The 25,431-nt window shown below is 72.7% G+C and carries 19 protein-coding genes; 10 read left to right on the plus strand and 9 right to left on the minus strand.

Annotation, left to right across the window (positions count from 1 at the left end; genetic code table 11):
• Positions 1–202 precede the first annotated feature (202 nt).
• From ACN265_RS32645 to ACN265_RS32660, 4 genes are all read left to right on the plus strand, one after another.
• Positions 203–4,003: a multifunctional oxoglutarate decarboxylase/oxoglutarate dehydrogenase thiamine pyrophosphate-binding subunit/dihydrolipoyllysine-residue succinyltransferase subunit gene (locus ACN265_RS32645; RefSeq protein WP_421411254.1), complete on the plus strand. Its 3,801-nt coding sequence runs from the start codon at positions 203–205 to the stop codon at positions 4,001–4,003.
• Between the two features lie 387 nt (positions 4,004–4,390).
• Entirely contained in the window at positions 4,391–5,503 is a 1,113-nt protein-coding gene (locus ACN265_RS32650; RefSeq protein ID WP_421411256.1) for a ricin-type beta-trefoil lectin domain protein, read from the plus strand.
• A gap of 103 nt (positions 5,504–5,606) precedes the next feature.
• A complete protein-coding gene (locus ACN265_RS32655) occupies positions 5,607–6,884 on the plus strand; it encodes a cellulose binding domain-containing protein (protein ID WP_421411257.1) in 1,278 nt (425 codons plus the stop codon).
• A gap of 148 nt (positions 6,885–7,032) precedes the next feature.
• Complete coding sequence (locus ACN265_RS32660; protein WP_420117887.1) at positions 7,033–7,749, plus strand: response regulator transcription factor; 717 nt, start codon at positions 7,033–7,035, stop codon at positions 7,747–7,749.
• Here the strand turns inward: ACN265_RS32660 and ACN265_RS32665 are convergent.
• From ACN265_RS32665 to ACN265_RS32680, 4 genes are all read right to left on the minus strand, one after another.
• A complete protein-coding gene (locus ACN265_RS32665; RefSeq protein ID WP_421411259.1) occupies positions 7,677–8,534 on the minus strand; it encodes a polyphosphate polymerase domain-containing protein in 858 nt (285 codons plus the stop codon). The genes ACN265_RS32660 and ACN265_RS32665 overlap by 73 nt on opposite strands.
• On the minus strand, positions 8,531–9,124 hold the full coding sequence (locus ACN265_RS32670) for a DUF4956 domain-containing protein (RefSeq protein ID WP_363649232.1): 594 nt from the start codon (positions 9,122–9,124) through the stop codon (positions 8,531–8,533). Before ACN265_RS32670 ends, ACN265_RS32665 begins: the two co-directional genes overlap by 4 nt.
• Positions 9,125–9,260: 136 nt before the next feature.
• Positions 9,261–10,652, minus strand: coding sequence for a carbohydrate-binding domain-containing protein (locus ACN265_RS32675; protein WP_420117224.1), 1,392 nt, complete (start codon positions 10,650–10,652; stop codon positions 9,261–9,263).
• A 279-nt stretch (positions 10,653–10,931) separates the two neighbouring features.
• A complete protein-coding gene (locus ACN265_RS32680) occupies positions 10,932–11,912 on the minus strand; it encodes an NAD(P)-dependent alcohol dehydrogenase (protein ID WP_421411262.1) in 981 nt (326 codons plus the stop codon).
• Between the two features lie 113 nt (positions 11,913–12,025).
• Here ACN265_RS32680 and ACN265_RS32685 point away from each other — a divergent pair, with 113 nt between their 5' ends.
• Together ACN265_RS32685 and rph are read left to right on the plus strand one after the other, a co-directional pair.
• Complete coding sequence (locus tag ACN265_RS32685; protein WP_421411264.1) at positions 12,026–12,733, plus strand: TetR/AcrR family transcriptional regulator; 708 nt, start codon at positions 12,026–12,028, stop codon at positions 12,731–12,733.
• A 361-nt stretch (positions 12,734–13,094) separates the two neighbouring features.
• Positions 13,095–15,737, plus strand: a complete 2,643-nt coding sequence (gene rph, locus ACN265_RS32690; RefSeq protein WP_421411266.1) for a rifamycin-inactivating phosphotransferase — start codon at positions 13,095–13,097, stop codon at positions 15,735–15,737.
• Positions 15,738–15,825: 88 nt separating this feature from the next.
• Here rph and ACN265_RS32695 read toward each other — a convergent pair whose 3' ends face one another.
• The 4 genes from ACN265_RS32695 to ACN265_RS32710 all read right to left on the minus strand — a co-directional run bounded on the left by ACN265_RS32695 (position 15,826) and on the right by ACN265_RS32710 (position 20,932).
• The gene (locus ACN265_RS32695; protein ID WP_307826173.1) at positions 15,826–16,056 is read right to left on the minus strand and encodes a ferredoxin; all 231 of its coding nucleotides are present in this window, start codon (positions 16,054–16,056) and stop codon (positions 15,826–15,828) included.
• Positions 16,053–17,276 (minus strand): cytochrome P450, encoded by a 1,224-nt coding sequence (locus ACN265_RS32700; RefSeq protein ID WP_421411268.1) that lies wholly within the window; start codon positions 17,274–17,276, stop codon positions 16,053–16,055. Before ACN265_RS32700 ends, ACN265_RS32695 begins: the two co-directional genes overlap by 4 nt.
• 180 nt (positions 17,277–17,456) lie before the next feature.
• Entirely contained in the window at positions 17,457–18,317 is an 861-nt protein-coding gene (locus ACN265_RS32705) for a hypothetical protein (protein WP_421411271.1), read from the minus strand.
• A gap of 107 nt (positions 18,318–18,424) precedes the next feature.
• On the minus strand, positions 18,425–20,932 hold the full coding sequence (locus ACN265_RS32710) for a S8 family serine peptidase (protein WP_421411274.1): 2,508 nt from the start codon (positions 20,930–20,932) through the stop codon (positions 18,425–18,427).
• A gap of 139 nt (positions 20,933–21,071) precedes the next feature.
• On the opposite strand from ACN265_RS32710, the gene ACN265_RS32715 reads away from it, so the two are divergent.
• Positions 21,072–22,859, plus strand: a complete 1,788-nt coding sequence (locus tag ACN265_RS32715; RefSeq protein ID WP_421411277.1) for a sigma-70 family RNA polymerase sigma factor — start codon at positions 21,072–21,074, stop codon at positions 22,857–22,859.
• On the opposite strand, the gene ACN265_RS32720 is transcribed toward ACN265_RS32715, so the two are convergent.
• On the minus strand, positions 22,856–23,443 hold the full coding sequence (locus ACN265_RS32720; protein WP_357935777.1) for a TetR/AcrR family transcriptional regulator: 588 nt from the start codon (positions 23,441–23,443) through the stop codon (positions 22,856–22,858). The genes ACN265_RS32715 and ACN265_RS32720 overlap by 4 nt on opposite strands.
• Positions 23,444–23,550: 107 nt before the next feature.
• On the opposite strand from ACN265_RS32720, the gene ACN265_RS32725 reads away from it, so the two are divergent.
• Genes ACN265_RS32725 through ACN265_RS32735 form a run of 3 tightly spaced genes read left to right on the plus strand, consistent with a single transcriptional unit; the run spans position 23,551 to position 25,395 of the window.
• Positions 23,551–24,480 (plus strand): oxidoreductase, encoded by a 930-nt coding sequence (locus ACN265_RS32725; RefSeq protein ID WP_421405661.1) that lies wholly within the window; start codon positions 23,551–23,553, stop codon positions 24,478–24,480.
• A gap of 49 nt (positions 24,481–24,529) precedes the next feature.
• Positions 24,530–24,895 (plus strand): metalloregulator ArsR/SmtB family transcription factor, encoded by a 366-nt coding sequence (locus ACN265_RS32730; RefSeq protein ID WP_421405662.1) that lies wholly within the window; start codon positions 24,530–24,532, stop codon positions 24,893–24,895.
• The gene (locus ACN265_RS32735; RefSeq protein WP_421405663.1) at positions 24,892–25,395 is read left to right on the plus strand and encodes an SRPBCC family protein; all 504 of its coding nucleotides are present in this window, start codon (positions 24,892–24,894) and stop codon (positions 25,393–25,395) included. The genes ACN265_RS32730 and ACN265_RS32735 overlap by 4 nt, the downstream gene beginning before the upstream one ends.
• The last annotated feature ends 36 nt before the right edge of the window (positions 25,396–25,431 follow it).

Consider the following 25,431-nt stretch of genomic DNA (forward strand, 5'->3'; position numbering starts at 1 on the left):
CCGCCTGCGGTGCGGTCGCCGACCACCCCGGTCGGCGACCGCACCGCCCCGGGACCGGACCCCCGGCGGAGTCGGATCTGACGGTAGGCCGTGTCCACAATGCAGGCACGTGTCGGCGTAGCCTGAATCGGACGTGGTTTCCGTCCGCCGTGACGAGATCGTCGCGTGCCGTCAATCTGTGGTGAAAGAGGCGAACCCGGCTGTGTCGACCCAGCAGACCTCGCAGGACAATCCGCTCGCGGATTTCGGTCCCAACGAGTGGATCGTCGACGAGATGTACCAGCGTTATCTGGCCGATCCGGCGAGCGTCGACCATGCCTGGCACGACTTCTTCGCCGACTACCGACCGGGTGCGGGCGCGACCGTCCCGCCGCCGGGCGCGACCGTCCCGCCATCGGGCGCGACCGTCCCGCCTCGGGAGGCGACCGCTCCGGATCCGGTGCCGGCCGCGGACAGCCCTGCCGGGGCGGCGACCGAGGCGAGCGCACCGTCTCCACGGACCGCCCGGGCCGGGAAGGCCCCCGCGTCCGGTGAGCGGGCCGGGTCGCCTGGTGAGCGGGCCGGGTCGTCCGGTGACCGGGCCGGCGGAATCCGGGCGGCCGGTGGGGCGACGTCCGGCGGTGGCGTGGCGGGTGACCCGGCCACCGCCGCGAGCACGGTCCCGCTGCGCGGGGTCGCGGCCCGCATCGTGCAGAACATGAACAGCTCGCTGCACGTGCCGACCGCCACCAGTGTCCGCGCCGTGCCGGCCAAGCTGCTGGTGGACAACCGCATCGTGATCAACAATCATCTCGCCCGGGGCCGGGGCGGCAAGGTCAGCTTCACCCACCTGATCGGCTGGGCGCTGGTGCGTGCGGTCGTCGCGCATCCCGAGATGAACAACTCCTACGCCGAGGTGGACGGCAAGCCGGCGCTGGTGCAGCCGGAGCACGTCAACCTCGGCATCGCCATCGACCTGGCCCGGCCGGACGGCACCCGCACCCTGGTCGTACCGTCGATCAAGAAGTGCGAAAGCATGGACTTCCGGCAGTTCTGGCAGGCCTACGAGGATCTGATCCGGCGGGCCCGGCGCGGCGAGCTGACCATGGAGGACCACTCGGGCACGACGATCTCGCTGACCAACCCGGGCGGCATCGGCACCGTGCACTCGGTGCCCCGGCTGATGCCCGGCCAGAGCGCGATCATCGGCGTCGGCGCGATGGAGTACCCGGCGCCGTACTCGGGGATGTCCGACGAGACCCTGGCCGACCACGGCATCAGCAAGGTCACCACGTTGACCAGCACCTACGACCACCGGGTGATCCAGGGCGCGCAGTCCGGCGAGTTCCTCAAGACGGTGCACGAACTGCTGCTCGGCGGGCACGGCCTGTACGACGACATCTTCACCTCGCTGCGCATCCCGTACGAGCCGGTGCGCTGGATGCGGGACGTCGCCCGGACCTCCGAGGGGCAGATCGACAAGGCCGCCCGGGTGATCGAGCTGATCCACGCCTACCGGGTGCGCGGGCACCTGATGGCCGACACCGACCCGCTCGAGTTCACGATCCGCCGGCACCCCGACCTGGACGTCCTGCAACACGGCCTGACCCTGTGGGACCTCGACCGGACCTTCCCGGTCGGTGGCTTCGCCGGCCGGCAGAAGATGCGGCTGCGCGACGTGCTCGGCGTCCTGCGGGACACCTACTGCCGCCGGGTCGGCATCGAGTACATGCACATCCAGGAGCCGGAGGAGCGTCGCTGGATCCAGGAGCGCATCGAGATCAGGTACACCAAGCCGGACCCGGACGAACAGCAGCACCTGCTCAACCGGCTCAACGCCGCCGAGGCGTTCGAGACCTTCCTGCAGACCAAGTACGTCGGCCAGCGCCGCTTCTCGCTGGAGGGCGGCGAGTCGCTGATCCCCCTGCTCGACGAGGTGCTCCAGGCCTGCGCCGAGGGCGGCTTCCACGAGCTGGTCATCGGCATGGCCCACCGGGGCCGGCTCAACGTGCTCGCCAACATCGTCGGCAAGCCGTACGAGAAGATCTTCAACGAGTTCGAGGGCCAGATGGACCCGGACTCGGCGCACGGCTCCGGCGACGTGAAATACCACCTCGGGCAGACCGGCAAATACACCACACCCGACGGCCAGCACTGCACCACCGTCAGCGTGGTGGCCAACCCGTCGCACCTGGAGGCCGTCGATCCGGTGCTGGAGGGGATCGTCCGGGCCAAGCAGGACCGGCTCGACCTGGGCCTGGAGGGCTACACCGTGCTGCCGGTGCTGGTCCACGGTGACGCCGCGTTCGCCGGGCAGGGGGTCGTGGCCGAGACGCTCAACCTGTCCCAGCTGCGTGGTTACCGCACCGGCGGCACCGTGCACGTGGTGGTCAACAACCAGGTCGGCTTCACCACCGCCCCCGAGTACAGCCGTTCGTCGCTCTACTGCACCGACGTGGCCCGGATGATCCAGGCGCCGATCTTCCACGTCAACGGCGACGACCCGGAGGCGGTGATCCGGGTCGCCCGGCTGGCCTTCGAGTACCGCCAGGCGTTCAACAAGGACGTCGTCATCGACCTGGTCTGCTACCGCCGCCGTGGGCACAACGAGGGCGACGACCCGTCGATGACCAACCCCCGGATGTACGAGATCATCGATGCCAAGCGCAGCGTCCGGAAGATCTACACCGAGGAGCTGATCGGCCGGGGCGACATCACCGTCGAGACCGCGCAGCAGCAGCTCCGCGAGTACCAGGCCGAGCTGGAGCGGGTCTTCAAGGCCAGCCGGGACGCGGCCGTCGCGCCGGCGCGGGCCCGCCCGTCCTGGTCGGCGGAGCCCGAACCGCAGGTCGACACCGCCGTCGACGCGGCGGCCGTCCGTGCGGTCGGCGAGGCCCACCTGCACCTGCCGGAGGGGTTCACCGCGCACAAGCGGGTCCAGCAGGTGTTGCAGCGGCGGGCGCGGATGGCGGTCGAGGGCGGTATCGACTGGGGCTTCGGTGAGCTGGTCGCCTTCGGCTCGCTGCTGGGCCAGGGCGTCACCGTCCGGTTGGCCGGCCAGGATTCGCGACGCGGCACGTTCACCTCGCGGCACGCCGCGGTCGTCGACGCGGCCACCGGTGAGTCGTACCTGCCGCTGTCCCGTCTGGCCACCGGCGACGCACGGTTCTTCGTGCACGACTCGCTGCTGAGCGAGTACGCCGCCATGGGCTTCGAGTACGGCTACTCGGTGGAGAACCCCGAGGCGCTGGTGCTCTGGGAGGCGCAGTTCGGTGACTTCGCCAACGGCGCGCAGTCCATCATCGACGAGTTCCTCTCCTCCGGCGAGCTGAAGTGGGGTCAGCGGTCGTCGCTGGTGCTGCTGCTGCCGCACGGGCAGGAGGGACAGGGGCCGGACCACTCGTCCGGGCGGCCGGAGCGCTTCCTGCAACTGTGCGCGCAGGACAACATGCGGGTCGCCATCCCCAGCACCCCGGCCAACTACTTCCATCTGCTGCGCCGGCAGGCCCTGTCGACCAAGCGCAAGCCGCTGGTGGTCTTCTCGCCGAAGTCGTTGCTGCGGCACCGGCTCTGCGTCTCGGACGTTGCGGACTTCACCACCGGCGGCTTCCGACCGGTGCTGGACGACGGCGGGCCGGGTGTCGAGTCGCCGTCCGCCGAGACGGTCAGGCGGGTGCTGCTCTGCTCCGGCAAGGTCTACTACGACCTGGTGCAGGCCCGCGCCGACCGCGGCATCGGCGACACCGCCATCGTCCGGTTGGAGCAGCTCTACCCGCTGCCGGTCGAGGAACTCAGGGCGGTGCTCGACCGGTACCCCCAGGCGGAGGACGTCGCCTGGGTGCAGGAGGAGCCGGCCAACCAGGGTGCCTGGTCGTTCGTGGCGCTCAACCTGGTGGAGCACCTGGACGGGGTGCGGCTGCGCCGCATCTCCCGCCCGGCTGCCGCCGCCCCGGCGGTCGGCTCCGCCAAGCAGCACGAGGTCGAGCAGGCCGCGATCATCGATGCGGCGCTGCCGCAGCCCTGAGCACGGGTGACGAAGGGACGGGGCGGCCCGCCGGTGTGGCGAGCCGCCCCGTCCGCCGGGTGGTCCGGCCGGCGGCCTCGGCCGTGGCGTCCATCTCCCGGATGGTGCGGGTGCCCGGTCGCCCTCCGTTCCGAGCCGGCGGTGGGCCGAACTGGACCAGGTCAGCGACAAGTATTTACAATGGTCGTTGTTAACGCTCACACCCGTCCCGGTGCCGAGGCCGCCCCGTCCTGTCGAGGTGGCGATCGGCGTGTGCCCGGCCGGGCCCGGCAGCCGGTGGCTGTCCGGTCCGGCCGATCCGCGTCACCGGCGTGCCGCCCCTCACCACGGCGGCCGTCCGACCGGCCCACGCCCTCGGCCAGCTCCACCGATCCAGGGGAGAAGTCCATGCGAACGAGGGCACGATGGCTCGCGGCGCTCGCCGTACTCGGCGTCATGACCGCCGGGGTGGTGACACCGACCGGCCCCGCCCACGCCGAATCCAACGGCGGGGTACGGGTGATGCCGCTCGGCGACTCCATCACCGAGGGCACCCAGGTGCCCGGCGGCTACCGGATCGGGCTCTGGCAGCGCCTGGCCGCCGGTCGCTACACGACCGACTTCACCGGATCGCAGTTCAACGGGCCGGGCAGCCTCGGTGACCACGACCACGAGGGGCACCCCGGCTGGCGCATCGACCAGATCGACGCGAACATCGTCGGCTGGCTGAACAACCAACGACCGCAGACCGTGCTGCTGCACATCGGCACCAACGACATCCTCCAGAACTACAACGTGGGCAGCGCGCCGAACCGGCTCTCCACCCTGATCGACAAGATCACGAACACCGCGCCCACCGCCGAGGTGTTCGTCGCGCAGATCATCACACTGTCCAACAGCAACCAGGCGGCGGCCGCGCGCACCTTCAACGCGGCGATCCCGGGCATCGTGCAGAGCAAGGTGAACGCCGGCAAACGGGTCCACCTGGTCGACATGCAGAGCGCCCTGACCACCGCCGACCTGATCGACGGCATCCACCCCACCTCCGGCGGCTACGACAAGATGGCCGCCCGCTGGTACAGCGCCCTGCAGTCGGTGCCCGGCAGCATCGGCAACCCGGGCAACAGCGGCGGACAGACCACCACCATCGTGGGCACCCCGTCGGGCCGGTGCGTCGACGTGCCCGGATCCGCCACCACCAACGGGCTCCAGCTACAGCTCTGGGACTGCCACGGCGGCACCAACCAGCAGTGGACGTACACCTCCGCCCGGGCGTTGACCGTGCTCGGCACCAAGTGTCTGGACGCCGCCGGCTACGGCACCACCCCGGGCACCCTGGTCACCACGTACGACTGCCACGGCGGCACCAACCAGCAGTGGAACGTCAACGCCAACGGCACCATCACCGGCGTGCAGTCCGGCCTCTGCCTCGACGCCAACGGCGGGGCCACCGCCAACGGCACGAAGCTCGTCCTGTGGACCTGCAACGGCCAGGCCAACCAGCAGTGGAGCCGGCGGTAGCCCGCAGCCCCGTCCAACGAAGGAGATGCCTGAAGTGACGCTACCGACAGATCGACCCCCGACCCCACCCCCGGCCGGCCGCCGGACCTCCGTGGCCCGGTCCGTGAGCTGGCTCTCGGCCGGCCTCGCGGTGCTCCTCGGCCTCGTGGTGACCGCGACCGCGCCGCACGCCGCGGTGGCGGCGGCGGACAACCCCTACCAGCGTGGCCCGGACCCGACCCCGGCCAGTGTGGCCGCCACCCGGGGGCCGTTCGCCACCACGCAGGCGACCGTGCCGGCGGGCAACGGCTTCAACGGCGGGTTCGTCTACTACCCGACCGACACCAGCCTGGGCACCTGGGGCGCGGTGGCGATCGTGCCCGGGTACTCCGCCCTGTTCGCCAACGAGGAGGCCTGGATGGGCCCCTGGCTGGCGTCCTTCGGGTTCGTGGTGCTCGGGATCGAGACCAACAGCCGGACCGACGGCGCCGACGCCCGGGCCACCCAGCTGCTCGCGGGGCTGGACTACCTCACCCGGACCAGCCCGGTGCGCAGCCGGGTGGACCCCAACCGGCTCAGCGTGATGGGCCACTCCGCAGGTGGAGCCGGCACCCTGCTGGCCGCGCTGCGGCGGCCGTCGCTGCGGACCGCGGTCGGCCTCGCCCCCGGTACGCCCGGCAACAACCTGAACATGTCCACCACCCAGGTCCCCACCCTGCTCCTGTCGGGTCAGAACGACGGCACCGTCACCCCGTCATACGTGCAGGGCATCTACAACACGCTGCCCGCCGGGGTGGAGCACGCCTGGGCGGAGCTGGCCGGCAACGACCACCTGTCGTTCACCCGGTCGAACCCGACCGAGATGCGGCTGCTGATCCCCTGGCTCAAGATCTTCCTGGACTACGACACCCGCTACACGCAGTTCCTCTGCCCGCTGGCGAACAGCACCGGCGTCTCCCGGTACAGCTCCACCTGCCCGCTGGTGCCGCCGGGCGGGCCGACGATCCCGGCCACCCCGCCGCCGACGACGACCCCGCCCCCCACCACGACTCCGCCGCCGACGACTCCGCCGCCCACCACCCCGCCACCGACGACCCCGCCGCCCGGCACCGCCTGCACCGCGACGTACCGGACGATCGGCTCGTGGTCGGGTGGCTTCCAGGGCGAGGTCACGGTGACCGCCGGTAGCGCCGCCGTCGACGGCTGGACCGCCCGTTGGCAGTTGGCCAGCGGACAGGGCATCAGCCAGGTCTGGAACGGCACGCTGAGCACCAGCGGTACGACCGTGACCGTGCGCAACGCCGACTACAACGGCACCCTCGCCCCCGGCACCTCGACGACCTTCGGCTTCCTCGGCACCGGCACGCCGACCAGCCCGTCGCCGACCTGCACCAGCCCCTGAGCGCCGCCGCCGCCCACCCGACGCGAGGTCGGGTGGGCGGCCCCGGGCGACCGTCCGGTCGTCGGTGGCAGGTCGTTCACCGCTGATCCACAGCCGACTGCGAGGCCCTTCCCACCATGTCCCGTACGCACAGTGCGTGATCACCCTGATGGCCAGGGTGCTCGTCGTGGACGATGATCCGAACCTGCGGATGCTGCTCTCGGCGGCGTTGGGCAGACACGAGTTCGAGGTCCGGGTGGCCGCCGACGGCCGGGAGGCGCTGGTCGTGGCGGCGGACTTCGACCCGCACCTGGTGGTGCTCGACGTGATGCTTCCGGACGTGGACGGTCTCCAGGTCGCCCGCAGCCTGTGGGCGGGGCCGGGTTCCGGGGTGCCGGTGCTGTTCCTCACCGCCCGCGACGAGCTGGCCGACCGCATCGCCGGGCTGGCCGCCGGGGCCGACGACTACGTCACCAAGCCGTTCAGCCTGGAGGAGCTGGTGCTCCGGGTGCGGGCGGTCCTACGGCGGTGCCGGGTCGACCAGCAGGCGCGGGACGACGGTCTGCTGTGCTTCGCCGACCTGGAACTCGACGAGGTGGCCCACGAGGTGCGCCGGGGCGGGCACCCGGTGCCGTTGTCGCCCACCGAGTTCAACCTGCTGCGGTTCCTGCTCGCCAACGCGGGCCGGGTGGTCAGCAAGGCGCAGATCCTCGACGGGGTGTGGCACTACCGCTTCGGCGGCGACGGCCGGATCGTCGAGTCGTACGTCCACTGCCTGCGCCGGAAGATCGACCGTTGGGACCCGCCCCTGATTCACACCGTCCGGGGCGTCGGATACGCGTTGCGGCTCCCGTCGGGGCCCACGGCGACCTCTTCTGCGGGGTGAGGCGTCCCCTGTCCGGCGGGTGCGGGATGGAAGTGCCGGCGCAGGGTGCGTCGCCAGCGCCCGGCGGGTAGTTCGGGGTCGAGCGCGGCCAGTCCGGTCGCGTACTTGGAGATGGCCACCGGGCGGTGCCCCTGCCGCCAGAGCAGCCGGTCGACGTGGGAGGCGGTGGAGCCGGTCTTGGTCTCGATGATGGCCAGCTCGGGCAGCGCCAGCCGACGGCCGCGGTGGTCCTCCCAGCGCAGCGCGACGTCGATGGTCGCCCGGCTGGCGGTCGCCGGCAGGTAGAGCGTGCTGCGCAGGTAGCTGGTGGTGAGGGTCGGCGAGAAGGTCAGGGCGGGACCGGTGCTCAGCGCCGCGAGCACCCCGTCGACGAACGACCGGCCGGGGGCGAGGGTGCCGCTGTCGTCGGGGCGGTAGGGCAGCCGCTCCTTGACCGTGCCACCCCGGGTGCCCTCCGTCTTCACCTCCAGCCAGCACAGGCCGGAGTCCAGGTAGGTCCGCGTCCTGATCTTGAAGCGGCGGCGGCGTCGACGGGCGGTGAGCCGGAAGCTGACCAGGTCGGCGGTGTCGAAGTAGATCGACTCGTAGCGGAAGGCGCGCCTGCCGTCGATCTCCAGCACCTGGTCGGTGCGGTCGAGCCCGGCGAGCAGGCGGGGCAGCTCGGCGAGCGGCAGGAGGTACTTGCGGTCGAACCGGGTCTGTAGCGCGGCGCGCTCGGTCAGTTCCGCGAGCCCGATCGGCGTGAGCTGGGCCAGCGCACCGGTGGACGGGTCGACGGCGGTCACCGTACGGCGCCCGCGTCGACCGGCCGCCGCCCGCCGGTGGCGGTGACCCTGGGCCGTGAGTAACGGACGTCCACGATCGTGGTGTCGTTGACCAGGTCGACGCGCTCGACGTTGACGTTGTGCACCCGGGCACCGAGCAACTGCTCCAGGTGCGCGGTGAGGGCGACCGAGTCGGTGACCGCGCTGTCCAGCACGATGACGTGCCGCCGGTACCGGCGCAGCAGCCGGGGATGGTCCCCGACGAACATCACGCCGAGGATCAGCACCGTCAACGCGCCGACCGTCCAGACCGAGGTGCCGGACAGCGGGCCGAGGATGCCGAGCGCGAGCGCCGAGAAGTAGTACGCCACCTCGTGCTGGTCGAGTTCCGTGGACCGGAGCCGAATGATCGACAGCACTCCGAACAGCCCCAGCCCGAGCCCGGCGCCGACGGTGCTGCTGCTCAGTGAGCTGGCCACCGCGAAGACGCCGACGTTGACGCCGAGGTAGGCCACCACCAGGTCCCGCCGTCGGTGGCGCGGGAAGTACAGCGCGAAGACGAGCAGGACCACGGCGACCAGGTCCATTCCGGCCAGGACCAAGCGGGACATGTTTGCTCCTTGGGGTGTCCGCCGGCCGTTTCCCACGTACGGCGTCGGGCGGTGGGGCATCGGATCTGGCAGTGGTGCACCGGCGGGCCGGTGGCGCGGTTCGGGCCCGGTCGGGCCCGAACCGCAGGGCCCGGGCTCAGAACCGCCCGTACCGGCCGGCGGTGACGCCGGTCAGCACCCGGGTGGCCCCGGTGATGCTGCCGCCGGTGTAGAGACCGCCGACGTTGGTGCCGGTCACGCTGCCGCCGGTGTAGATGTCGTACCGCTGGCCGTTGGTGATCCGGTTGGACGAGAAGACGACCTCCCGCACGGTGGCCGAGGTCCGGTACGAGCCCAGCACCGTGCTGCCGGACACGACGTGCACGATGGTGTTGGCGGCCAGGTTGGCGTTGAACCGGGGGGCCACCCAGCCCTGGCCGGTGTTCGGCACCGCCTGGAAGACGGCCAGCGAGGTCAGCGCGGCGCCCACCACGGTGCCGCCGGTGAAGGCGATGGGACCGTCGGCGTCGATCGCGCCCTCGCCGCCGCCCCGGGTGCTGGAGCCCCGGGCCACCACGGTGCCACCGGCGAAGGTGAGCGACCCGTTGGAGTCGAAGCCGTCCGTGCCGCCGGTGGCCACCACCGTGCCGCCGGTGACCTTGATGAACGCGATCGCGGACGGCTCCATGTGACCGAGGCCCTCCTCGGCGGCGTTGACCGCGTCGTCGCTGGCCACGACGGTGATGGTGCCGCCGCTGATGGTGGTCCGGAGACCTTCCAGCGCCTCGTACGACCGGGTGACGTTGATCGTGCCGCCGGAGATGTTCAGGACGTTCTCACCCTTGATGGCGTCGTCGGCGACCGAGGCCGTGATGGTGCCGTTGGTGATGGTGAGCACGCCCTTGCCGGCCTCGGTGTCGTTGGACTTGAGCCCGTCGCCGCCGGACGAGGTCACGGCGATCGTGCCGCCGTTGACGGTGAGCGAGTCCTTGCCCCGGATCGCGTCGTCCACCGCGTTGACGGTGATGGTGCCGGACTGGATGACCAGGTCGTCCTTGCTGACGATGCCGTCGGCGTGGTTGGCGCGCACGGTCAGCGCGCCGGTGCCGCCGATGGTCAGGTCGGCGGCGCTGAACAGGGCGGCGTCCGGCTCGCCGGTGTTGGTGTATGTCGCCGCGTCGGTGAGGTTGTTGCTGGTGCCGGCGGCCAGCGTGAGGGTGACCGCGCTGGCGTTCGTCACGTACAGCGGCGAGGAGGTGGCGTTGGTGATCGAGGCCCCGGCGAGGACGAGTTCCACGGTGCCGGTGACGGCGGTGTCGACCGCGATGTGGCCGTTGTTCAGCGTGCCCCTGATCTCGTAGGAGCCGGGCGCGGTGATGGTGACGGCGCTGCCGGCGACGGTGACGTTGCTGCCGGTGACGCTCGCGCTGGAGCCGTTGAGGGTGATCGTGGCGGTCGCGGCGGCGACGGCGGCGACGGCGAGCGGGCCGGCCAGCAGGGTGGCGGTGAGGCCGGCCAGGACGGCGGTACGGCGGGCGGTGGCTGTCATGGGGGTCCTGTTCCTCGGTGCGGGCGGAGGGGTTGCGCTGGGCCCGGGCGCGGTGCGACGCCTCGACGGCCGCCCGTCGGCAAGGTGAACGGCGGATGAACGAGGCTTGGCATCGACGATGGTAAATGAGATTCACCGCTCACCGACAGTGCTGGAGCAGGAAATCGAAGCGCTTTCACCATTGCCAGCTGATTGACAGGTGACCCTGACGAAACTCTGAGCCGGACGCACTTGACCGGGGAATCGGGGACCCGACCGCATCGGTTGCGACGTCGACGCTCAGATGGTGACGACCGTCTTCGCCCGGGCGTGCCCGCCTTCGAGACGGGCGATGGCGCGGGGCACCTCGGACAACGGGCAGGTCCGGTCGATGACCGGGGTGAGCCGGCCGGCCTCGGCGTACGCGCGGAGCGCGTCGAGGTGCTCCCGGCCGGGGGTCGCCGTCAGGACGACGATGCGCTGCCGGACGAAGGGGGCCAGCAGCCGCCCCCGGGCGAGGAGCCGGACCGGTCCGAGCAGGCTGCCGCCCCGGTACACCCCGCCGCCGGAGAGCACCAGCGTCCCGGTCGGGGTCAGGGCCCGCCGCAGCGCGCTGAGCGAACGGTTGCCGACCAGGTCGAACACCACGTCGTGCCGGCCGCCCCGGGTGAAGTCCGCGCGGGTGTGGTCGACGACGTCATCGCAGCCGAGGGAGCGGACCAGTTCGACGTTGCGGGTGCTGCACACCCCGGTCACCGTCGCCCCGAGCGCCCGGGCGAGCTGGACGGCCAGGGTGCCGACGCCGCCGGAGGCGCCGTTGACCAGCACCCGCTGGCCGGGCCCGACCCGGGCCGCGTCGCGCAGCCCCTGCAACGCGGTGACCCCGGCCAGCGGCAGGGCCGCCGCCTGCGGCGCGGTCAGGTTCGCCGGCCTCGACGCGACCAGGGTGGCGGGCGCGCACACGTACTCGGCGAACGCGCCGTTGGCGTCCCCGAGGTCGCCGAAGACGGCGTCGCCCGGACGCCGGTCCCGCACGTCGACGCCGACGGCCTCGACCCGGCCGGCGAAGTCACGCCCCCGGATCCGGGCCCGGGGCCGCGTCGGACCCAGGGCCAGCCGCGCCATCCGGGGATCGCCCCGCATCACGTGCCAGTCGTACGCGTTGAGCGCGGCGGCCTCGACCCGGACGAGCACCTCGTCGGCGGCGGGCACCGGCACGTCGACGTCGGCGAGGGTCAACGTCTCCGGCGGGCCGTACCGGTCCTGCACGATCGCCTTCACGGTTCCTCCTCAGGAGTGTACGGCGTACACCGCCGTGTCCCCACGGTAGGTGTACGCCGTACACCTGTCAATGCGGTTATGGTTTCCCTCGCCGACCGAGGACGGGAACCGAGATGGCCGAGCAGGCTGAGACGCTGCGCCGGACGCCGCTGAGCAGGGACCGCATCCTGCGCGCCGCCGTCACGCTCGCCGACGGGGCCGGCATCGAGTCGCTCAGCATGCGCAACCTTGCCCAGGAACTGGGCGTCGTGCCGATGGCCCTCTACAAGCACGTGGCCAACAAGGACGAACTGCTCGACGGCATGATCGACGTGGTGGTCGGCGAGATCGAGCCGCTCACACCGGGCGTCGGCTGGCAACCCGCGATCCGTCGCCGGGTCCTCTCGGCCCGGCAGGTGCTGCGCCGGCACCCCTGGGCGTCGCTGGCCATCGAGTCGCGGAGCACCGCGACGCCGGCCGTCCTCGGCTACCTCGACTCGATGATCGGTGCGTTGCGGGCCGGCGGACTCTCCGCCGACCTCACCCACCACGTCATGCACGCCCTGGGCAGCCGCATCCTGGGCTTCAGCCAGGAGCTGTTCGACGCGTCCCGGCAGGCCGGCCGGACCGGACCGACCGCCCCGACACCCCCCGCGCCCCTGCCGCCGGAGGTCGCGGCCCGGTTCCCGCACGTCGCGGAGATCGCCACCGCCGCCGCGCACGACACCGGCTCCGTCGTCGGGGCGGGCTGCGACGACCAGTTCGAGTTCGAGTTCGCGCTGGACCTGCTGCTGGACGGCATCGAACGGCTGCGCGCGCAGGGCTGGACGTCGACGCACTGATCCGCTGAGGTCGGCGCGCGCCGGTCACCGGCGTGTCGAGCCGCAGCGCGCCCCGGTCCCGATATCGACAGGCGACCAGGTGAAAACGTTTTCGCCGGGCGGGTTCACCATTCTCTCGCGCCCACCATTTCCTGCTCTCCCAACATATAGCGCACGGGGGGACTTGCCGCAAGACCCGGGTCACCCCGCAGAATCGTCAGCCGTGGTCGCCACCAGCGGAAATGCATCACGACGGTGCGCCGGCGACCTCATCACCAGCGGAAGGCGAAATGATGTCCACGTACCCGACGACATATTCGGGGCCGCTGAACCACCCGGCCGCCGTCCCGCGGCCGGGCCCGACCGTCCCGGGGGCCTCCCGGTGAGCGGGCGGTACGTACGGGGGCTGCGTGAGGTCGACCCGACGCAGCGGGAACTGGTCGGCGGCAAGGGCGCCCACCTCGGTGGGCTGACCCGGCTCGACGGGGTCCGGGTGCCGGCGGGCTTCTGCGTGACGACGGACGCCTTCCGGCGGGTCACCGCGCTGGCGCCGGGACTCGACGGGCAACTCGATCGACTGGCCCGGCTGGCACCCACCGACCGGGCGGCGATCGGCGTCCTCAGCGCGCAGCTCCGCCGGACCATCGAGGGCGTCACCGTGCCCGACGACGTCGCGACGGAGGTCACCCGTGCCCTCGAAACGCTCGGCGAGCACGGCGGGTACGCCGTGCGGTCCAGCGCGACCGCGGAGGACCTGCCGACCGCCTCCTTCGCGGGACAGCAGGACAGCTACCTCAACGTGGTCGGCCCGGCCGCGGTCCTGCGGCAGATCAGCCGGTGCTGGGGCTCCCTGTTCACCGCACGGGCCGTCACCTACCGCCAGCGCAACGGCATCGACCACCGCCGGGTCGCGATGGCGGTGGTCGTCCAGCGGATGGTCCCCGCCGGGGCGGCGGGCGTCCTGTTCACCGCCGATCCCGTCACCGGCAACCGGCGGGTCTCCTTCGTGGAGGCCGGGCTCGGCCTCGGCGAGGCCCTGATCTCCGGGCTGGTCGACGCGGACGTGTTCCGGGTCCGCGACGACCGCGTCGTCGCCCGGACGATCGCTGCCAAACGCCACGCCCTGCGCACCACGACGACCGGCGGGACGCGGGTGGTGGCGATCGACCCGCAGCGGCAGGACCAGCCGGCGCTGACCGACCCGCAGGTCGTCCAGCTGGCGCGGCTGGGTCGGCGGATCGAGGCGCACTTCGGCCAGCCGCAGGACGTGGAGTGGTGCCTGGTCGACGACGACTTCCAGATCGTCCAGACCCGACCGGTCACCACGCTGTTCCCCGTCCCGGTGGCCGACGACACCGACAACCACGTCTACGTCTCCGTGGGCCACCAGCAGATGATGACCGACCCGATGAAGCCCCTCGGGTACTCGATGTACCAGCTGATCGCCGCCCGGCCCATGTACGAGGCCGCCGGCCGGTTGTTCGCCGACGTGACGCCCGAGCTGGCGTCGCCGACCCGCCGCGCCGGCCTGCTGGCGGCCCTGGGCAGATCCGACCCGCTGATCGGGGACGCGTTGCGGACCGTCGTGGAGCGCGGTGACTTCGTCCGGGAGGTGCCGGACGAGAAGCCCGCCGGGCCGCCACCCGGGCCGGCGGCGCCGCCCGTCGAGACCGACCCCGAGCTGGTCACCGAGCTGATCACCCGGATCGACGACGCCAACGCCGCCCTGCGCCGCGAGATCCGGACGAAGTCCGGGCCGGCGCTGCTCGATGTCATCCGGACCGACTTCCCCCGGCTGACCCGGATGATGATCGACCCGAGGAGCATCCCGGTCATCATGGCCGGGATGGAGGCGGTCTGGTGGCTCAACGAGCACCTGCACGAGTGGCTCGGTGAGCGCAACGCCGCCGACCTGCTCACCCAGTCCGTCCCGCACAACGTCACCTCGGAGATGGGGCTGGCTCTGCTGGACGTCGCGGATGCGATCCGGCCGTACCCGGAGGTCGTGGCCTTCCTGAGCCGGGTGGCGGACGACGGCGGGCCCGACCGGGAGCACGACGGCCCCGGTGGGCCGGACGACCTGCTGGCCGGGCTGGACCAGCTCGCCGGTGGCCGGGAGGCCCGGGTGGCCATCGTGTCCTGGCTCGACCGGTACGGCATGCGGGGGGTCGGCGAGATCGACATCACCCGGCCCCGCTGGCGGGAACGTCCCGCCATGCTGGTGCCGCTGATCCTGGGCAACATCAGAAACTTCGCACCGGGGGCCGGCGGGCGGCACTTCGAGCAGGGCCTGCGGACGGCGCGGGACAAGGAGCGGGAGGTGCTGGAGCGGCTGCGGGCCCTGCCCGACGGCGGCGCGGACAAGGCCGACCGGACCAAACGGATGATCGACCGGGCCCGGACGTTCGTCGGCTACCGGGAGTACCCGAAGTACGGCATGGTCACCCGCACCTTCGCGTACAAGCAGGCGCTGCTGGCCGAGGCCGACCGCCTGGTGGCCGACGGTGTGCTGCGGGACCGGGAGGACATCTGGTACCTGACGTTCCCCGAACTCGACGAGGTCGTCCGCACCCGCCGGGTCGACGACGGGCTCATCCGCCGACGGATGGCGGACCACCGGTCGTACCGGGCGCTCACCCCGCCCCGGGTGCTCACCTCGGAGGGCGAGATCGTCGCCGGGACGTACCGGCGGGACGACGTGCCGGTCGGGGCGCTGGTCGGCCTGGCGGTCTCCGCCGGGACCGTCGAGGGTCGGGCGCGCGTCGTACGGGACGTGGCACGGGCCGATCTCGAACCGGGGGACATCCTCGTCACGCCGTACACCGATCCCAGCTGGACGCCGCTGTTCGTCACGGTCGCCGGGCTGGTGACCGAGGTCGGTGGCCTGATGACCCACGGCGCGGTGATCGCCCGGGAGTACGGCCTGCCGGCCGTCGTCGGGGTGGTGGACGCCACCCGGCTGATCCCGGACGGGCAGCGGATCCGCTTGCACAGCACCGACGGGTACGTCGAACTCCTCCCCTGAGCGGCCGCCGGTCGGGTGCCCGGGTCACGGGGCCGGGCACCCGACCAGCGCGGCGTGAATGGGGGTGGCGGACGCCCACCCCGTACCGTCAGCCGATCCGGATCGCCCCCGCCGGGCAGAGGTCGACGGCCCGCTGGACGCGGTCGCGCAACGCGGCCCGCGGTGCGGGGTCGCGCAGCAGCACCAGGCCGTCGGTGTCGTCCTGGTCGAAGACCTCCGGGGCGGTCAGGACGCAGTTGCCCGCCCCGCAGCACCGCTCCCGGTCGACGGCCACCCGCGGCGTCGTCTCCGCCGGTAGCTGTCGTGGGGCGGGCGTCACCAGGTCACCGGGAGGGTGTCGAGGCCGAACACGATGGAGTCGTTGCGGGTGGTCAGCTCCTGCGGGTCCGCCGTGACCCGCAGGCCGGGGAAGCGGCGGGCCAGCTCCACCAGCGTGATGCGCAGTTCGGCGCGGGCGAGGGGCTGCCCGATGCACTGGTGCACCCCGAACCCGAAGGCGACGTGCTGGTGGGCCTCCCGGTACGGGTCGAACTCGTCGGGGTCGTCGAAGACCTCGGTGTCCCGGTTGGCCAGGGCGATCAGGGCGATCACCCCGTCGCCGGCCCGGATCGTTTGGCCGCCGATCTCGACGTCCTCGGTGGCGACCCGGAACAAGCCGGTCCGGACGATGCTGAGGTAGCGCAGCAACTCGTCCACCATCCCCGGCGCGAGTTCGGGCCGGTCGCGCAGGAGCGCCCACCGGCCGGGGTCGCGGGTCAGCAGCAGGACGCTCAGGCCGAGCATGTTGGCGGTGGTCTCGTGCCCGGCGACGAGCAGCAGCAGGGCCATCCCGACCAGCTCGTCGACCTCGAGTTCACCCGGCCCGACCCGGTCCCGGACCAACCGGCCCAGCAGGTCCTCCCCGCCGTCGGGACGGGCCCGCTTGGCGTCGACAAGCGAACGGAGGAATGCCCGTAGCTCCTGGGCGGCGTGCTGGAGCTGCTCCGCCGGCACCCGGCGGTCGAGCAGCAGCCGGCTGCGCGACTGGAAGAACTCGTGGTCGGCGTAGGGGACGCCGAGCAGGTGGCAGATCACCTTGGACGGCAGGGGCAGGGCGACGGTCGACACGAGGTCGGCCGGCGGGCCGGCGGCGGCCAGGTCGGCCAGGGCCTCGTCGGCGGTCCGGTGGATCAGCGGTTCGATCCGCCGGACGTTCTTGATCATGAACTCGGCGGTCAGCATCCGCCGCAGGCGGGTGTGCGCCGCGCCGTCCATCTGGAGGAACGCGCCCCGGGAGTTCCGCACCGTCTCGGGGGGCAGCGGGCGCAGCAGCGGGAAGCCGGGGCGGTTCAGGTCAGAACTGAACGCCGGGTGGCGCAGCAGTTGGCGTACCTCGGTGTGCCGGCTGACCAGCCAGGCGGTGGCGCCGGTGGGCAGCAGCACCCGGGTCACCGGGCCGGGGTACCGCTGTCGTTCGGTGTCGTCGAGGAGGGTGAACGGGCTGTTCGGGGAGGTGGTCGGCGGCCAGGGAGGCAGTTCGGTCTGCGTGGACTGGGTCATGTGGAACATCTCCTGCCATGACGCTGAGTAGTCACATCGATTCGTGACGTTACTCACCGACCAGGGTCGACACAACCCTCGGCCATCCGACGGCCGGCGACGCCACCGGCCCCGCGATCCCGCGCCGACGGGCGGCACGGGTCGCGGAGCCGGTGACAGGGCCTGGCGACGGTCGACGGCTCAGGTCGCGCAGACGGCGTACGCGCGCACCTTCCAGTTGCCGCTGAAACCGTTCTCGTCCTCGGCGGCGCGGACGGTCGCCGTGGTCGACGAGGTGGGCCGCATCTCGGTCAGCCGCACCTGGCCCTCGCCACCGACGATCTCACCGCCGACCCCGTGCAGGCTCTTGCCGGCCGGGCAGGTGGCGGTGACCGCACGGCTGGCCGTGGAGTTGTCGGCACTGTCCACGATCACCCGCTGCTCGCCGGGGAGCGGGTCGACACAGATCACCGAGGCGTCCACCGACCAGTTGCCCGCGAAGGCGTTGCCGGCCTCGACCCCCGCCACCGTCACGCTGGTCTGACCGATCCGCAGGTCCTCCAGGAGCACGTCACTCGCCCCCGAGCCGACGGCCGCGCCACCGCCGCCGATCGCCCGCTTGCCCACCGGGCAGAACAACTCCAGGAACTTCGGGTTGACCGAATTGACCGCCGAGTGGCCGGTCACCACCTCCAGCCCCGACGGCGCCGGGGCGCAGATCGCACTCGCGGTGAGCGACCAGTTCCCGGCGACACCGTTGGGGTCCTCCCGGCCGGTCACCGAGTAGAGCCCGGCGTTGGCCAGCGGCTGCACGATGTCCATGCCCACCTGGCCGAGCCCCGACCCGCTGATCGCGCCGCCACCGCCGATGACCGAGGTGCCAGTCGGGCAGACCGCGTTCTGCGACTTGGCGACGCTGTTGCTCGGCCCGACCGTCGTGCGGAACTGCAGGCCGGGCACCGCCGCCACCGGCCCGCTGAGCGCGACCTGCCCGAGCACGACCGCGCTCAGCAGGGCACCCCCCAGGGCTACCGTCCGCCGCGTCCACGTTTGTCCACGCATGGTGTTCTCTCCTTGAGTACGTACGGTCCGGGAACCGGCCGGTCCCCGGTCAGGGTCGGATCGGGGCGGGAGCCGGGCGGTGCCCGGCCCCCGCCGGTACGGGTCGGTCAGCCGACGAGGTGCTGGATGCGGACCGGCACGGAATCCGTGCCGACCAACCCCGTCGCGTCGAAGACCTCCAGCCACACCGACCAGGTGGTGGTGGCGGTCCCGCTGGTCAACTGGGCCAGCGCCGCGGTGAACGAGGCACAGTTCTTCGGCGTGCCCTTGTCGTCGACGGGCTCGCCGGTGGGCACCCCGCCGCCCTGGCACAGCACCTGCTTGACGCCACCGTCGCCGTACGCGGTCCACCGGAAGCGGGTCCCCGCGACCGTGCCGTCCTCGGCGTCGGTGCCGGTCCCGGCGAACGCGACCGACTTCGGCCCGGCCTCCACCGTGGTCAGGTCCAGCGCCGTGGCCGGCTTGGTGATCGTGGCGGTCGGCCGGGACTGCCCGGCCGGGGCCGAGGTGACCGAGAAGGCGCGCTGCACGCTGGACCCGGCCGTCGCGAACGTCACCGTGTACGCCCCCGGCGTGACCGCGTTCGCCGGCAGCACCGCCTGGTGGCCGGTCTTCTCCAGGACCACCGTGTTGCCCCGGCGCACCGTCCAGGTCACCTGGGCGTCGGGGACCGGCCCGAACTCGTCCGGGTCGTTCGAGGTGCCGAGCAGCCCGACCGACTGCCCCGCGACGAGGGTCAGCCCCGCCGGCGGCGAGATGATGGCCACCTTCGTCGGGCTGTCCACCACCGTGACGGTCACCGACGCCGAGCCGGTACGCCCCAGACTGTCGGTGGCGCTGGCGGTGACGACGTGGGTGCCGGCCGACAGCGACGGCACGAACGTCTGCGACCCGGTCGCCAGCTCACCGTCGATGCTGCTGGTCCAGGTGAGCGGGATCTCCTTGCCCAGGAAGTCGGTCGCGGTGCCCCACAGGTCGACCGACTGGCCCACCGCGAACTTCTGCTTGGTCTTCGGGGTGCTGATGTTCACCGCCGGCTTGCCGACGGTCACGCCCAGCGCATCGGCGACGGCGGCCAGCGCGTCGACCCGGCGCTGACTGCCGGTCACCTTGCCGCCCAGCCCGCCGACGTGCGCGGTGTCGTTGAGGATCTGCCGGACCTGCTCGGAGGTGAGCGTCGGGTCGGCGGCCATCACCAGGGCGGCCACCCCGCCCACGAACGGCGAGGCGACACTGGTGCCGCAGGTGGTCTTCGTGGTGTTGACGGCCGGCGTACCCGGGTCGGTCAACCCCGGCACACACATCGGACCGTAGATCTCCACCGACGTGGTGAGGTCCTTGGTGCCCCAGTTCGACCCGCCGGCCACGGTCGCGTTCGTGTTCATCCCACCCACGCACATCACGTGGGTGCTCTCGCAGGGCACCCAGAGGGTGTCGCCGTCGACGTTGGTGCCGTTGTTCCCGGCGGCGGCGACGATCAGCGCGCCGGTGTCCCGGACGTGCTTCATCCGCCGGTCGGTCCAGGTGCGGGCATGGCTGACGCCGAGGTTCACGTCCCGGGTGAAGCTGAGGTTGACCACGTCCGGGTGGGTCGACTCGGCGGCCTTCTCCAGCCGCCGCAGGACCGTCCAGTAGTCGATGCCGTTGCGGACGGCGACCAGTTCCTGCACCACCGGCCCGGCCGGTCCGGCGGTGCCGTAGTCGTTGTCGACCCGGCCCATCGCGGCGAGCACCACGTCGGTGGCGTGCCACGGGCAGGGCGTGCCGCCGGTGCAGTCGTTGGTGTTGGTCTCGCCCCACTCCACCTTGTGCAGAGAGACCTTGCTCGGGAAGTCGGAGTTGAACTGGAACCCGCCGTCCTGCACCAGGTACTTCACCTGCTTGGTCAGCCTGCCCTTGCTCTCCAGAAGCTGCCAGGCCGGCGCGACCCCGACGTCCAGCGCGCCACCGGCCCGCATGAACGACCAGTCGAAGACGTTCTTGCCGATGTCCGGGGCCTCGAAGACCTGGCCGTCGGCGATACCGGACGGCTCCACCAGCCAGTCGAGGACCACTTCGGTGCCCGTCCGCCACTCGGCGGCGGCCAGCGCGAGCAGGCGCAGGGCCCGCTCGTCGCCGACCCGGAACCCGCCGGACTGGCGCGGTTCGGCGGCGAGCAGGTCGGCGACCAGCCCGGCCGGGTCGGCCTTGGCGACGTCCACCCGGACCAGGTGGTCCTGCCCCTCGGCGTCGGGTGCGAACGAGTCGAGCACCTGGCCGCCCCAGCGGGCCAGGAAGGCGTCCAACTCGGCCTGGCCGGCGGTCCGCACCATCACCTCGTCGAGGACCAGGCCGGCGGGCTTGCCGTCCGGCCCGGCCACCACGCCGATCTCCCGGTCGGTGCCGGTCCGACCGACCGGGTCGAGCCGCAGCCGGGGCGCGACCAGGCCCGGGTCGACCCGGAAGGCCAGCGGCTCGGCACTGGTGGCGTCGGTCGGCCCGGTCGGGCCACCCGGTGTGGGTGCGGCGCCGGCGTCCGTGGTCGCGACGAGTCCGGCGGCGAGCGTCGCCGCCACTACGGTGGTCAGGTACCGGCGGACGCGGGTCCGGCGGGTCGCGGAGCGTGTCGTTGTCATGGGTGTCTCCCGGTGTCGGCGGTGCGATGACACCGGTAGGAGCGCGCCGGGGTCGGCATGCCAACAGAAACTTCCCGGGGAATTTTTTCTTCGCTGTACTGGAACCGGTCGACGAGCGGTGGGGGCACGGATGAACGTGATGGCGCAGGACGACCGGGCCCTCGTCGAGGCGCTCCGGCGAGGTGACCGGATCGGCCTCGAAGGCATCTACCGGCGCTACGCCGACCGGCTCTACACGTACGCCCGGACGATGCTGCACGAGCCGGAAGCCGCCGCGGACGCCGTCCACGACGCGTTCCTCACCGCCGGCCAGCGCATCGACCAGCTCCGCGACCCGGACCGGCTGCGCTCCTGGCTGTACGCGATCGTGCGCAGCGAATGCCTGCGGCAGTTGCGGGAGCGATCCCGGTCCGCGCCGCTCTCGGAGGCGGCCGAGCCGGTGGCCGACACCGGTGACCCGGCTGCCGGGGTCAACGTCGACCAGGTACGCGCCCTGGTGCACCTGGCGGTCGACGCGCTCAACCCCGGCGACCGTGAGGTGGTGCACCTGGCGATCCGCCACGACCTCTCCTCCGCCGACATCGGTACGGCCCTGGGGGTGCCCACGAACCACGCGCACGCCCGGCTGTCCCGGGCCCGGTCGCAGCTCGAACGGGCGCTCGGCACGCTGCTCGTCGCCCGCAGCGGGGCACGGGACTGCCCGGCCCTGGCCGAGCTGCTCGGCGACTGGCAGGGCCGGCTCACCCCGGTCCTGCGCAAGCGGCTCGCCCGGCACATCGACGACTGCGCACGGTGCGGGCTGCTCCGGCGCGAACAGTGCAACCCGGCGGCGCTGCTGACCGCGTACACCGCGCCGGGGTTCCTGGTGGTGGCCGAGACGGTGTGGTCGCGTCTCGCCGAGGCGGGCTCCACCGCCGTGCAGGCCACCGCCGAACTGCCGGCCGGCAGCGGTCCCGCCGCCGACCCGTCCGGGCCCACCGTCGGGAGCGACGCCACCGACGTCACCGCAGCCCACGGCCCCGCCGGGCCGACCCCTCCGGCCGGTCCCGATCCGTCGTCGCCGGCCGATCTGGCGTCACCGGCTGATCCGTCGTCGGCCGCCGGTCCGTCGTCGCCCGATGGTCCGACGCCCCCGGCCGATCCGATGTCGACGGAAGGGTCCTCCGGTGTCGCCGGTCGGTCGGATGCCGCCGGGCGAGGCGGGTCGGATCCGATCGGCGTCGCGGCGGCCCCGGTCGGCGCGGCGGCGACATCCACCGCGACCCGGACGGCGGGCGTCGCGGCCCCGGACCGCGACCGGCGGCGTCGGCGGCGGATGGCCGTGACCGCCGGGCTGTTGCTGCTCCTGGTGGTGGCCGGCACCTGGGCGGTGTCGGCGGCCGGGCGGGACGCCGGGCAGGTGTCGGTGACGTCCGGCGTCCCCACCGGTGCGGCGGCGGTCACGCCGTCCGTCGTCGCCACCGCAGGCCCGTCGGCCCGGACGACCCCGGGGCCCGACGCGAGCGGTGCCGGTGACCCGTCCGCGCCCGGCGGTGCACCGACCGGCACCGCGACAGGTGCCGTCCCGGGTCCGACGCCGGCACCCTCCCGGCCGCCGGCCGCTCCCCGCCCGACGACGGGTGCGCAGCTCGCCGCGCCCTTCACGGTGTCGGCCGACGCGCACGTCCGCTGTGGCGCGGACGCCTACGCCCTGGTCGTCCGGGCCACCGGCAGCGGTGCGCTCAGCAGCGCGCAGGTGCGGTACACCCCCGCCGGGGGCGTTCCGACGAGCCGGGCGATGACGGTGGACGGCTCGTCCGCCCGGGTGACCGTGGGTCAGCTCCGGGCGTCCGCCGTGACCTGGACGGTACGGGTGACCGCCGTCGACGGCCGGACCGCGCAGAGCCCGTCGTCCACGGTGGCCGACCCGTGCGTGCGGCCGGGCTAGGCGGGCGGGGGTGAACCCTGGTCGGGTGCGCGGACACCGGCGAGCAGCACGGCCAGGTACAGCTCGACCCGGTCGTCGGGCGCGCCGGCGATCCGGGCGGCGAACGCGGTGCCGCAGACCAGGTGCTGCAGGTCGTCCAGGGTGAGTCCGGGGCGTAGCTGACCGGCCCGCGTCGCCCGCTCCAGCACGGTCGCGGCGAGTGCGGCCAACTCCGCCCGGCGGGTCGTGGTCGGTGCGGTGGCGTCCTCGTCCGGGCTGGTCGCGAGCACTTCGGCGAGGGTCGGCTCGGTGAGCTGGCCGAGCAGGATGCTGCGCAGCAGCCGTTGCAGTCCCGCCCACGGATCGTCGTCGTGGCTCGCCGCCTGTGCCTGGTCGAGCAGGGCGGCGAAGGCGTCGGCGGCGAGCGCCTCCAGCAGTGCGCGCCGGGTCGGGAAGTGCCGGTAGACGGTGCCGACCCCGACCCCGGCCCGCCGGGCGATGTCGTTGAGCTGCAACGACAGGTCGCCCTCCGCCACCAGCGCGCGGGCGGTGGCCAGCACCCGGTCGCGGTTGCGCGCGGCGTCCGCGCGCAGTGTCGTCGTCACCGCGCCAGCCTAACTCAGCGGATTACCCATCCGATCGGATTGACAATCCGTTTAATCCGGGCTTGAATCGGATAGGTAATCCACTCTTCTGTCGGAAGGCACTCGCCATGCATCGCGCACCCGGTTGGACCGCCGCCGATCTCACCGACCAGTCCGGCCGGACCTTCGTGGTCACCGGCGCCAGCAGCGGCCTCGGCACGGCGATCACCCGCCACCTGGCCGCCCGGGGTGGCCGGGTGGTGATGGCCGTGCGGGACACCGCCAAGGGCGCCCGGGTCCGGGCCGAACTCCGCCGCGCCCACCCCCGGGCCGATCTCGTCGTCCGCCGGTTGGACCTGCTCGACCTGGATTCCGTCCACGCCTTCGTCGACGATCTCCACCGCGACGTCGACACGGTGGACGCCCTGGTCAACAACGCCGGCATCGGCACCGTCCCCCGACGGTTGAGCCCGCAGGGGGTGGAGAGCCAGTTCGCCACCAACCACCTCGGGCACTTCGCCCTCACCGTCCGGCTGCTGCCCACCCTGACCCTCGGCCGGAACCCGGTCGTGGTCACCGTCTCCTCCGGTCTCTACCGGCTCGGCCGGCTCGACCTGACCGACCTGGCCGCCGAACGCCGCTACTCCGCCGCCGGCGCCTACGCCACGTCCAAGCTGGCCAACGTGCTGTTCGGGCTGGAACTCGACCGCCGGCTGCGGGCCGCCGGCTCCCCGGTACGCAGCCTGCTCACCCACCCCGGGATGACCAGGACCGACCTCTCCCGGGACCTGCCGCCACTCGCCCGCCGGATCGAGACCGTGCTCGCGGGCCCGCTGCGCCGCCCGCTCGACGAGGCCGCCGCCCCGATGCTCTTCGCCGCCACCGTCCCGACCGCGCCCACCGACCGGCACATCGGTCCCGGCCGACGCTTCCGCCGCGCCGAGCCCACCTTCGCGCCGTTGCGCGGCCGCGCCACCGACCAGCAGCTCGCCGCCGACCTGTGGGCCCGCTCCGAAGAGATCACCGGGGTGCGCCTGACGCCCACCCCGCTGCGCTGAGCGGTGGGGACTGACCGGTAAAGCGTAACCCATAGGTTACGCTTTACCGGTGGACGAGGTGGCGGCGGCGATATCCGATCCGGTGCGTCGCCACATCCTCGAGCTGCTACGCGACGGCGACCTTCCCGCCGGGGAGATCGCCGACCGGTTCCCGATCAGCAGGCCGGCGGTCAGCCGCCACCTGCGGGTGCTGCGGGACAGCGGCCTGGTCCGCAGCGAGCTGGTGGGCCGGCAACGGCGCTACCGGCTCGACGCCGACCGGTTCACCGAGCTCGCCGACTGGCTCGCCCGGTTCCGCCGCCCACGCGGCTGGGCGCAGCACCTCGACGCGCTGGAGACCGAGGTCCACCGCACCCGCCGGGAGCGCCGCACGCGCGACAACCGGGCGGACCGAGCCAGAGGAGAAACCGCGTGACCGGCACCCCCACCGGACGGCTGTTCCGTACCGCCACCGGCACCGACCTGGTGCTGGTACGCACCTTCCGCGCCCCCGTCGCGGACGTCTGGGTGAGCGTCACCGAACCCGAGCGCACCGCCCGCTGGTTCGGCCCGTGGGAGGGCGACGCCGGCCCCGGCCGGACGATCCGGTTGCAGATGGTCTTCGAGGACGACGCCCCGTGGACCGAGCTGCGGATCGAGACCTGCGAGCCGCCCCGGCACCTGGCCGTGTCGGCGGCCGACGGGTCGGGCGGCTGGCGGATCGAGCTGCTGCTCACCGAGACGGCCGGCCGCACCGAGCTGCGGTTCACCCACCACCTCGACAGCGAGGAGCACGTCGGCGAGATCGGCCCCGGCTGGGAGTACTACCTCGACCTGCTGGTGGCCGCCGGGACGGACGCCCCGAAGGCCGGGTTCGACGACTACTACCCGGCGATGAAGCCGTACTACGAGGGGCTGCGCGGGCCGGCCGCCTGAGCCCGCCGGGGCCGCGTCCGGTCGACCCGGCGCGGC

This window comes from Micromonospora sp. WMMD730, from assembly GCF_049178955.1.
GTDB lineage: Bacteria > Actinomycetota > Actinomycetes > Mycobacteriales > Micromonosporaceae > Micromonospora > Micromonospora wenchangensis.

Bases quoted from the DNA above. Each gene is read 5' to 3' on its own strand.
- ACN265_RS32650 (WP_421411256.1), top strand. From the start codon at position 4,391: ATGCGAACGAGGGCACGATGGCTCGCGGCGCTCGCCGTACTCGGCGTC.
- ACN265_RS32660 (WP_420117887.1), top strand. From the start codon at position 7,033: ATGGCCAGGGTGCTCGTCGTGGACGATGATCCGAACCTGCGGATGCTG.
- ACN265_RS32670 (WP_363649232.1), bottom strand. From the start codon at position 9,124: ATGTCCCGCTTGGTCCTGGCCGGAATGGACCTGGTCGCCGTGGTCCTG.
- ACN265_RS32675 (WP_420117224.1), bottom strand. From the start codon at position 10,652: ATGACAGCCACCGCCCGCCGTACCGCCGTCCTGGCCGGCCTCACCGCC.
- ACN265_RS32685 (WP_421411264.1), top strand. From the start codon at position 12,026: ATGGCCGAGCAGGCTGAGACGCTGCGCCGGACGCCGCTGAGCAGGGAC.
- ACN265_RS32700 (WP_421411268.1), bottom strand. From the start codon at position 17,276: ATGACCCAGTCCACGCAGACCGAACTGCCTCCCTGGCCGCCGACCACC.
- ACN265_RS32705 (WP_421411271.1), bottom strand. From the start codon at position 18,317: ATGCGTGGACAAACGTGGACGCGGCGGACGGTAGCCCTGGGGGGTGCC.
- ACN265_RS32710 (WP_421411274.1), bottom strand. From the start codon at position 20,932: ATGACAACGACACGCTCCGCGACCCGCCGGACCCGCGTCCGCCGGTAC.
- ACN265_RS32715 (WP_421411277.1), top strand. From the start codon at position 21,072: ATGGCGCAGGACGACCGGGCCCTCGTCGAGGCGCTCCGGCGAGGTGAC.
- ACN265_RS32725 (WP_421405661.1), top strand. From the start codon at position 23,551: ATGCATCGCGCACCCGGTTGGACCGCCGCCGATCTCACCGACCAGTCC.